We start from the raw sequence: 7615 nt of genomic DNA, 5'->3' as shown, positions 1-7615 counted from the left end.
TCGCGCGACGCCGGCTTGGCCGCTCGCACGCGTGGGCGCGTCGGCGTCACCGTGTGCGGATCGCCGCTGCGGCGCGCGTCGGTCGCGCTCGTCTCGCTCGTCTTGTTCGCCTGTCGTGCATTCGAAGCCGCGTTCATCTTCGTCTCCCGTGTCATGAAAAACGGACGAACGATCGCCGCAATTTCGGTGCCGCCGCCGGGCAAGCATCTTGCTGATCACGTTCATGCCGAACCAACGCCCGGAGGAAGCCATGCCGACCGACCGCAACCCGCCGCCCGCCACGCGCCATCGGCTCGGCGAATGGATGGCGCGCGAAGAGGCCCACATGGCCGCGTTCCGCGAAGGGATCGCGGCGGAGGCCCGCGCGCATGCCGGCGACCGGTTGCGCACGCCGGCCGTGCAGGCGCTCGCGCGGCTGTTCGACGACCATGCCGTGCTGCGCATGGGCCTGACCCGCGCAATCGACGAGGCGCTCGACGCGGGCCTGCGGCTCGGCTACGCGTCGATCGGCGAGCTGATGACGGTGCTCGATCACCTGATGACCTATACGCCCCCTTTCAGCGAAGCGAGCCTGATCGTGTGCCCGATCAACGCGTTCCTCGACTGGCCGATGTGCATGCCGTCGGGCCATGCGGTGTTTCGCGACGCGACCGTCAACGCGCACCTGAAGCGCGTGCTGAACGTGTGGTGCGACTTCCTCGGCGGCCCGCATTCGCGCACGCATCTCGACACGTCGGCGCCCGACGGCTGGTTCTGCGACGCAGCGTGCAGGCGCCTCGGGCTGTCCCAGTTCGAGTATCGCGACGACCAGCCGCACCTGGGCTTCGCCTCGTGGAACGACTTCTTCACGCGACGCTTTCGCGACGGCGCGCGCCCGGTCGAGGCACCCGACGATCCGCACGTGATCGTCAGCGCATGCGAGGCCGCGCCGTACCACACCGAATCGAAGGTGAAGCTGCGCGACACGTTCTGGATCAAGGCGCAGCCGTATTCGTTGCGCGACCTCTTCACGCCCGCATGGCTGCCGCTCGCCGAGCGCTTCGTCGGCGGCGACATCTACCAGGCCTACCTGAGCGCGTACAACTACCATCGCTGGCATGCACCGGTGCGCGGCGTCGTCACGCACGCGTACCGTGTCGACGGGACCTACTACTCGGTCGCGGAGGCGGAAGGCACGGATCCGGCCGGGCTGAACGACTCGCAGGGTTACATGACGGCCGTCGCCACGCGCGCGGTGGTCGCGCTCTCCTGCGACGACCCCGGCATCGGCACCGTGGCGGCCGTGTTCGTCGGGATGGGCGACGTGTCGTCGTGCGTGATCGACGTCGTGCCGGGGCAGCGCGTCGACAAGGGCGACGAGATCGGCTACTTCCAGTTCGGCGGATCGACGTACTGCCTGCTGTTCGAAGCCGGCGTGATCGACCGCTTCCTGCCCGCGCCGCCGTTCGACAGCCGGACACCTGTCGTACCCGTCAACGCGGGCGTCGCGATCGCGCGGTGAACGCCGCGCGGCGCCGCGCATCACGCGTCGTTCAGGTCGCTCAGGTCGGACACGTCGGTCGCGACCCCGTCATGCCGCTGCACGCACTTCAGGACCGACAGACCGCCGGCCGTCAACACGGGCCGACGCTCGCCGGACGTGTCGTCGCGCTGCATCTCGATCAGGCGTTGCTCGACAAGGGCGACGACGTCGTCGCGATCGATCTGGATCTGTTCCGGCGCGTGATGCACCAGGAACAGCACGGCAAATTCATGGGCGGTCAGCATGCTCGTTCCCCGTCTGCGGCTACGTGCGATGCGACGAACGGGTCGCATCGGCATGCGGCGCGAATCGTGCGCCGGCAACAGGCCATTCATGCAGGGAACATGCCAGTCGACGCCACGCGAACCGCACCGCGCGCCCGGCGCGCGGCGCGATGTGGCACCGGGCAACGCCTGCGGCGCGCGGCAAAGTTTTCAATGGCGTGTAATGCGGTTGGCCGGATGGCCTGATGGCTGGATGCGGCGCGGAATGACACTTCAGGAAGCGCGACGGAGGTTAGGACTTCCCCGGACCAAACAGCCCGGCCCGCGCCCGACCGCCCGGCGCACGGAAATAACCGCTATGCAGCACCACGTCCGCCCCGCCGCCGTCGGCCAGCACCTCCGCGCACGCGGCCTCGATGCGCGCGCGGCCGCGTTCGAACGCATCGCGCAGGTCGGCCTCCAGCGCGGACTGCGCGCCGAAATGATCCTCCAGCGCCTCGACCGTGATCGCGCAGGTCTGCGGTATGCCATCGACGTCGACGACGAAACTCAACTGCAGCGCCGCTCCGTCGAACACGGGCGGCGTGTCGGTCAGCGTCACGCGGCGGGCGGCATCGGCCGGCATCGGCTTACGCCCCCCGCGACGCGAGGCGCTCGACCAGCGCGCCGTTGAACGCGGGCAGGTCGGCGGGCTTGCGGCTCGTGATCAGGTTGCCGTCGCGCACGACCTCCTCGTCGACCCACTTGCCGCCCGCATGACGGATATCGTCCTGCAGGCTCGGCCAGCTCGTCATCGTGCGGCCCTCCACGAGCCCGGCCGACACGAGCAGCCAGCCGCCGTGGCAGATCGCCGCGATCGGCTTGCCGGCGCCGACGGCCGCCGTCACGAATTCGCGCGCGGCCGGCAGCATCCGGATCGCGTCGCCGTTCACGACGCCGCCAGGCAGCACGACCGCGTCGTAATCGCCTTCGCGCGCGTCGTCGAACGTGCGGTCGACCTTCACGCGCTCGCCCTTGTCGACGTGCCGGAAACCCTGGATCTCGCCGCGCTTCTGCGAAATCACGTCGACCTGCGCGCCCTCGGCGGCGAGCGCGCGCTGCGGCTCGACGAGTTCGGCTTCCTCGAATCCGTCGACCGCGAGGATGGCCACCTTGCAATGCTCCAGCCTGCCGCTCATGAACGTCTCCTTCGGATGGGCGGCACACGTCGTGCCGCATCGGTCGTGCAGCAATCGGCGTGCCGGCCGCCAAGGCCGCCGCATGTGCTCGTGCAGGGTCGCACCCGTTCGCATCGCGGCACCAGCCGGGGAACGACCCGCGATCGCATCAAGGCCGGCCCATTCGACGTCGCCGCGTGCCCGGCTGCAAAGATTTCAACGGGATGTAATCGGATGCGGCACGTCGGCCCGCAACGATTACTGCAGGTGCCGCGCCGCATCGAGCATCGCGTCGGTCAGCTCGATCGTCAGCGTCAGGTTTTCGTCGGTGTCGGGCAACTGATCGAGCGTCTGCTGCACGGCCTCGTGCAGCATCGCATGCACGCGCGTGCGTGCGCCGTCGTCGAGATCCGCGTAATGCTCCATCGTGTCGCAGTCGAGCGCGAGTACGACCGAATACCGCGACACCTCGGGCGGCGCCTCGAGCGCATTCGCCCACGCCGCGTGGAACATGACCCTGCCCGTCGCGACGTCGACATGAACCGTCGTGTCGAGATCGTCCACGTCGACCGCCTCGCCGTCGATCTCGTCGTTCTCCAGCCAAATCCGGGAATTCGATTGCATGATGTCCTCCTGCGTGGTGGCCGCGCGCCCGTCCCGGGAAACCGCGCCGTCATCGCGCCGCGCGACCGGCTTCGGATCGGTTGCCGGCTTCATGGCGTGTGCTCCGTGGTGATGACGCGGTAATGGAAATGCCTGCTCGTGCCGTCCGGCAACGCCGTTCCAGCAATGCCCATGCCGACGTCCGCCCCCGCCCGCGGCGCGGCACGCGGATTGCGTCGCCCGTCTCCGTACGACCATCCCTCGACCCCACACGGAGCCCCGTCACATGCCTTCCGCTTCTGCTTCCCACGCACACGGCAGGCGCCTCACGCGCCGTCCCGGCCGCGCCCGCAGCGCCGATCCGGCACACCGCAAGCGCTGGTCGGGCGAAGTCACGCAACGCAGCGATGCGCTCGACATCGAACCCGACATCTTCAAGTCCGACGATCCGGAGGCGATCGCCGCGTCGCTGAAGCGTTCGGCCGAACACAGCCGCCGCCGCAAGGCGTCGCCGTTCCAGTCGGCGATGTCGATGCTGAACTTCTACGTGAACCGCGCGGGCCGCAACCTGCCGAAAACGCGCCGCACGACGCTCGAACGCGCGAAACGCAAACTGCGCGAGGCATTCGGCCGCAAGCCCTGACGGGTTGCGCGTCCGCCTTCCCCGCCTGCCGCGAACCCGCGCATGCACGAGACGCTCTGGTACCTGATCATCGGCGCGGTGCTGCTCGGCATGGGCGTCGCGACGTCGGCGCTGCGCCACCTGCCGTGCAGCACCGCGATGATCTATCTCGTGCTCGGCGTCGCGCTCGGCCCGGCCGGCGCCGGCCTGCTGCAGCTCGACCTCGAACGCGACGCGCCGTTGCTGCGTGAAATCGTCGAAATCGCGCTGCTCGTGTCGCTGTTCGCGATCGGGCTGCGGCTGCGCGTGCCGCTGACCGACCGGCTGTGGCTCGTGCCGTGCCGCCTCGGCTTGCTCGCGATGATCGTCACCGTGCCGCTGCTCGCCGCGTGCGCGGTACTCGCGCTCGGGCTCGGCTGGGGCCCGGCGCTGCTGCTCGCGGCGATCCTCGCGCCGACCGACCCCGTGCTCGCGCACGACGTGCAGGTGCACGACCCGGGCGATCGCGATCTCGTGCGCTTCGCGCTGTCCGGCGAAGGCGGGTTGAACGACGGCATCGCCTTGCCGTTCGCGCTCGCGGGGCTCGCACTGTGCGGCACGCGCGACGCGACCTACGGGCTCGCGCCGCTGTCCGGCGCGTTCGCGCTCGTCGCGCTGTGGGGCATCGCGGGCGCGGCCGCGATCGGCGGCGCCCTCGGCTGGGCGACGACGAAACTGATCGGCTGGCTGCGCACGCGGCACGCGCAGGCGCTCGGCCTCGAAGGCTTCTTCGCGCTCGCGCTGATCGTGCTGTCGTTCGGCGCCGCGCAGCTCGCGCACACGTTCGGCTTCGTCGCGACGTTCGCGGCCGGTGTCGCGATGCGCCGCGTCGAGCACCGTGCGAGCGGCGACCGCAGGCCGCGTGAAGTGATCGGCCAGATCGATTCGGAAGACGTCGTCGCCACCGAGAAGCATCCGGAGAAGGCGCACGCGTTCATGGCCGAATCGGTGCTCGGCTTCACGATCGAACTCGAACGGATCGCGGAAGCCGTCGTGATGACGATGGTCGGCAGCGTGCTCGCGATGCTGCCGGGCCCGCTGCTCACGTGGGGGGCGGCCGCGCTGGCCGCCGTGCTGTTCGTCGTCGTACGGCCGCTCGCGGTGCTGGTCACGCTCGCCGGTTCGCGTGCGACGCAGGCGCAGCGTCGGCTGATGGCCTGGTTCGGCATTCGCGGGATCGGCTCGTTCTACTACCTGCTGTTCGCGATCGAGCACGCGCCGTCCGGCGCGGTGCGCTCGCTGGCGGCACCGGTGCTGGTCGTCGTATCGGCGTCGGTGATCGCGCACGGGATCTCCGCGACGCCGCTGATGAACTGGTATCACCGGCTGCAGCATCGGCGCTGACGGGTTCACGTTTGCGCCCCGAGCCGAGCACGCATCGACGCCGTGATGCGCTGGCGCGTTTGCGCATAGCCTTCCCACGGGTCGCGTTTCAGCGCGTCGAGCCGTTCGCGCAGCGTGTCGATCGTCCATTGCGCGCCGCCCGTCGTAGCGGGCACCTCGTCCCATTCGAGCGGCACCGACACGCCCATGCCGGGCCGCGCACGCACCGAGTACGCGGCGATCGTGCTCGCGCCGCGGCCGTTGCGCAGGTAGTCGACGAAGATCCTGCCGCGCCGGTGGCGCGGCCCCATCGTCGCGGTGAAGCGCTCGGGCAGCGTAGCGGCGACGTGCTGCGCGACCGCGCGGGAGAAGTCCTTCACGTCGTCCCAGCCCGCATGCCGCGTGAGCGGCACGACGACATGCAGCCCCTTGCCGCCGCTCGTCTTGCAGAACGACACGAGCCCCAGTTCGTCGAGCAGCCCGCGCACGATCTGCGCGGCGTCGATCATCGCGCGCCACGGCAGCGCCGGATCGGGATCGAGGTCGAACACGATCCGGTCGGGCCGCTCGATGTTCGACGCGTGCGCGTTCCACGTGTGCAGCTCGATCGTGCCCATCTGCGCGGCGCCGAGCAGCGCGTCGACGCTGTCGATCGACAGCAGCGGGCCGTGGCCGGGATCGAGTCCCTCGTGCTGCCTGACGAACGGGATTTCCCGGCGTTCCGCATGCTTCTGGAAGAACAGTTCGCCGGCGATGTCGCCCGGCGCGCGCACGAGCGACACGGGCCGGCCTTTCAGGTCGGGCAGCAACCACGGCGCGACCCATAACCAGTAATGCGCGAGGTCGATCTTGCGCGTGCCGCTGCGCGGGTCGAGCACGCGATCGGGATGCGTGATGCGCACGCGGCCGACGTGATCGACGCCGGGTTCGTCGGGCGCGTGGCCGGCGGACGCATGCGTTCGCGCGCGCGGCCGGCGGTTGTGCCCGGTATCGGCATGCGGTGCATGCGGGTGGTTGTCATGCGCTGCCTGGGGTTCGTCCATCGTCGTCTCCGATTCGGTATGGCGCGGCACCTCGCGGACGATCTGCCGCGCCGGCTTGTCTTCGCGCAGCGCGATGAACGACGCCTGCCGCACGATCCCGTCGCCCGTCCATTCCGCGAATTCGCATTCGGCGACGAGCGTCGGCTCGACCCAGTGCACGCGCGTGCGCGACCGTTCGCGCGGCGGCGGGTCGAACGGCGTCGTGTCGCGCTCATGCTTGCGCAGCATGGCCGCGAGCCGGTCGAGCAGGCGCGTGTCGAACCCGGTGCCGACGCGGCCGACATAGCGCAACGGCGGCATGCCGCGTGACCGCTTGCCGCCCGCGTCCGGCGCATGGACGCCGAGCAGCAGCGCGCCGAAGCCGAGCCGGCTGCCCGCCGGCTCGGTGTAGCCGCCGATCACGAACTCCTGCCGCCGCCGGCATTTCAGCTTGATCCAGGCGGGCGAGCGGCCGCCGCGATAACGCGACTCCGCGCGCTTGCCGATCAACCCTTCGAGCCCCGTGTCGCACGCGTGCGCGATCAGCGGCACGACGTCGCCGCCGAGGTCCGGTGAAAAACGCAGCCGGGCCGGGTCGCTGCCGGCGAGCAGCGGCTCGAGCAGCGCGCGACGCGCGGCGAGCGGCACGTCGCGCAGGTCGTATCCGTCGAGAAACGGCAGGTCGAACACGAACAGCGTCACCGCGTCCGAGCGGCCCGCGCCGAGCGCGTTCTGCAGCGCCTGGAAATCGGGCAGGCCGTTCTCGCCGAGCACGACGGCCTCGCCGTCGAGCCATGCGTTGTCGACCTCGAGCGCGGCGAGCGCATCGCGCTGCGCACGCAGCTTCGCGGTCCAGTCGCGGCCTTCGCGCGTCATCAGCGTGACGCGCCGCTGTGCGCCGCGACCGGCGATCCGCGCGAGGATCCGGTAACCGTCGAATTTCACTTCGTAGCGCCAGTCGCCGTGCGCAGGCGGCGCATCGACCAGCGTCGCGAGTTGCGGCGCGACGCGCTCGGGCAACGCCGCGCGCACGGCGCCGTCCATGCGAGACAGGTCGGTCGACGGACTGCCCGCGTCGCCGTCGTGCGTGCCCGGCGCGGTGC

Annotated in this window: 8 protein-coding genes; 3 read left to right on the top strand and 5 right to left on the bottom strand. The window is 70.3% G+C overall.

Annotation, left to right across the window (positions count from 1 at the left end; all coding sequences use genetic code 11):
* Positions 1-250 precede the first annotated feature (250 nt).
* A complete protein-coding gene (locus tag DPV74_RS36960; RefSeq protein WP_119338981.1) occupies positions 251-1501 on the top strand; it encodes a phosphatidylserine decarboxylase family protein in 1251 nt (416 codons plus the stop codon).
* A gap of 20 nt (positions 1502-1521) precedes the next feature.
* Here DPV74_RS36960 and DPV74_RS36955 read toward each other — a convergent pair whose 3' ends face one another.
* The 4 genes from DPV74_RS36955 to DPV74_RS36940 form a co-directional block, all read right to left on the bottom strand.
* The gene (locus tag DPV74_RS36955; protein WP_027792537.1) at positions 1522-1767 is read right to left on the bottom strand and encodes a hypothetical protein; all 246 of its coding nucleotides are present in this window, start codon (positions 1765-1767) and stop codon (positions 1522-1524) included.
* A 271-nt stretch (positions 1768-2038) separates the two neighbouring features.
* Positions 2039-2371, bottom strand: a complete 333-nt coding sequence (locus DPV74_RS36950) for a DUF1488 domain-containing protein (RefSeq protein WP_059693388.1) — start codon at positions 2369-2371, stop codon at positions 2039-2041.
* A gap of 4 nt (positions 2372-2375) precedes the next feature.
* Complete coding sequence (locus tag DPV74_RS36945) at positions 2376-2924, bottom strand: type 1 glutamine amidotransferase domain-containing protein (RefSeq protein WP_027792535.1); 549 nt, start codon at positions 2922-2924, stop codon at positions 2376-2378.
* A 237-nt stretch (positions 2925-3161) separates the two neighbouring features.
* Entirely contained in the window at positions 3162-3527 is a 366-nt protein-coding gene (locus tag DPV74_RS36940) for a hypothetical protein (RefSeq protein ID WP_091921843.1), read from the bottom strand.
* 265 nt (positions 3528-3792) lie between these two features.
* Between DPV74_RS36940 and DPV74_RS36935 the strand changes: the two genes are divergently transcribed.
* Together DPV74_RS36935 and DPV74_RS36930 are read left to right on the top strand one after the other, a co-directional pair.
* Positions 3793-4149, top strand: coding sequence for a DUF3175 domain-containing protein (locus DPV74_RS36935; protein ID WP_091921710.1), 357 nt, complete (start codon positions 3793-3795; stop codon positions 4147-4149).
* Between the two features lie 42 nt (positions 4150-4191).
* Positions 4192-5511 carry a cation:proton antiporter gene (locus tag DPV74_RS36930; RefSeq protein WP_091921708.1) on the top strand — a complete coding sequence of 440 codons (1320 nt, stop codon included), beginning with the start codon at positions 4192-4194 and terminating at the stop codon, positions 5509-5511.
* Positions 5512-5516: 5 nt separating this feature from the next.
* On the opposite strand, the gene ligD is transcribed toward DPV74_RS36930, so the two are convergent.
* The coding region (gene ligD / locus DPV74_RS36925; protein WP_119338980.1) for a DNA ligase D at positions 5517-7615 on the bottom strand (2099 nt) is incomplete at its 5' end.

The organism is Burkholderia sp. HAN2018, from assembly GCF_024704855.1.
Taxonomy (GTDB): domain Bacteria; phylum Pseudomonadota; class Gammaproteobacteria; order Burkholderiales; family Burkholderiaceae; genus Burkholderia; species Burkholderia cepacia.
This window is presented reverse-complemented; position numbering and strand designations above follow the sequence as displayed.